Raw genomic sequence first — 975 nt, forward strand, 5'->3', positions numbered from 1 at the left:
AGATATAGAAGAAGCTCGAATGGGGATCTTCGAATATATTGAGATCTATTACAATCGAAATAGAAAGCACTCAGCGTTGGGCTATGTGAGTCCAGCCGAGTTCGAAAGTGTGTAGTTATGTTGTGTCCACTTTTCGTGGGGTACACTAATCACAATGATGTTAAACAGGATTCATTTATGACGACAAGTCAAAATCATAAATATACTCAGTTAAAGTGGTTGTACTCAGCTTTGAGTGGTTTATGTGCAGCATACTTCTTAGCTCTCTTTAGTGGAGGTGCCAGCTTAGAAAACTCAGTTTTGCTCCAACTTGCCACATTGTGTTTTTCAATTTGTTTGCCGGTTTTCACGACTTTTGCTTTTGCTCATGTGTATATGTATGAACTGGATGCATCCGTTGAAGTATGCGATGAGGCTCTTAATGAACCTTGGGTTAACCGAATTACCATCGGTAGCTTTGGGTGTCTGGTGTCGGCTTTCATATTTCTGATCGGCTACTTTTCAATAACTGCGATGATAGGCTTTATCATTGTATCTGCTTTGTGTGTTTACTGTTTTATCGAATTTGCAGCAAAGTTGAGTAGTCAGCGCGCTGAAAACTAGTGATATAACAAAGCGTTTAAGACGGATTCCCAACGCTTGGCATTTTCGGTTTGATTCAACTTTAGTGTTTACGGCACAATGCTTTAGGTTCGGTGGTCAGCGTTGCTCACCACTTAACGCGGCGTTATGTTTACTTGAAATTCAAAGGCTTAAAGGTTTTAGGCTCTAGTTCTTTGTCCCTCTGGCATTTCGTCCCTAGTAGACTCAGCAAATCCGTATTGTCGGCCTAAATTCTTGAATCTCTCTGCCCGTAAAACATGCCAATGTTCGCGGGTTGCTTCATTGTCAGGTCGTGGCGGTCGGCTTTTCATTTTACTGGCTCAAAGTCGCTTTTAGGTTCATAACCAAGCAACATTTCAGCTTGGCAGTTGC

2 protein-coding genes are annotated in these 975 nt (G+C 41.7%); both read left to right on the forward strand.

Annotation, left to right across the window (positions count from 1 at the left end; genetic code table 11):
- Window positions 1-115: IS3 family transposase (locus ELS82_RS25325; RefSeq protein WP_134837804.1), on the forward strand; the 115-nt coding region annotated here is incomplete at its 5' end.
- 62 nt (window positions 116-177) lie between these two features.
- Window positions 178-603 (forward strand): hypothetical protein, encoded by a 426-nt coding sequence (locus tag ELS82_RS27250; RefSeq protein WP_229617581.1) that lies wholly within the window; start codon window positions 178-180, stop codon window positions 601-603.
- Window positions 604-975 lie beyond the last annotated feature (372 nt).

It is taken from the genome of Vibrio ouci (assembly GCF_004551525.1).
Classification (GTDB): Bacteria; Pseudomonadota; Gammaproteobacteria; order Enterobacterales; family Vibrionaceae; genus Vibrio; species Vibrio ouci.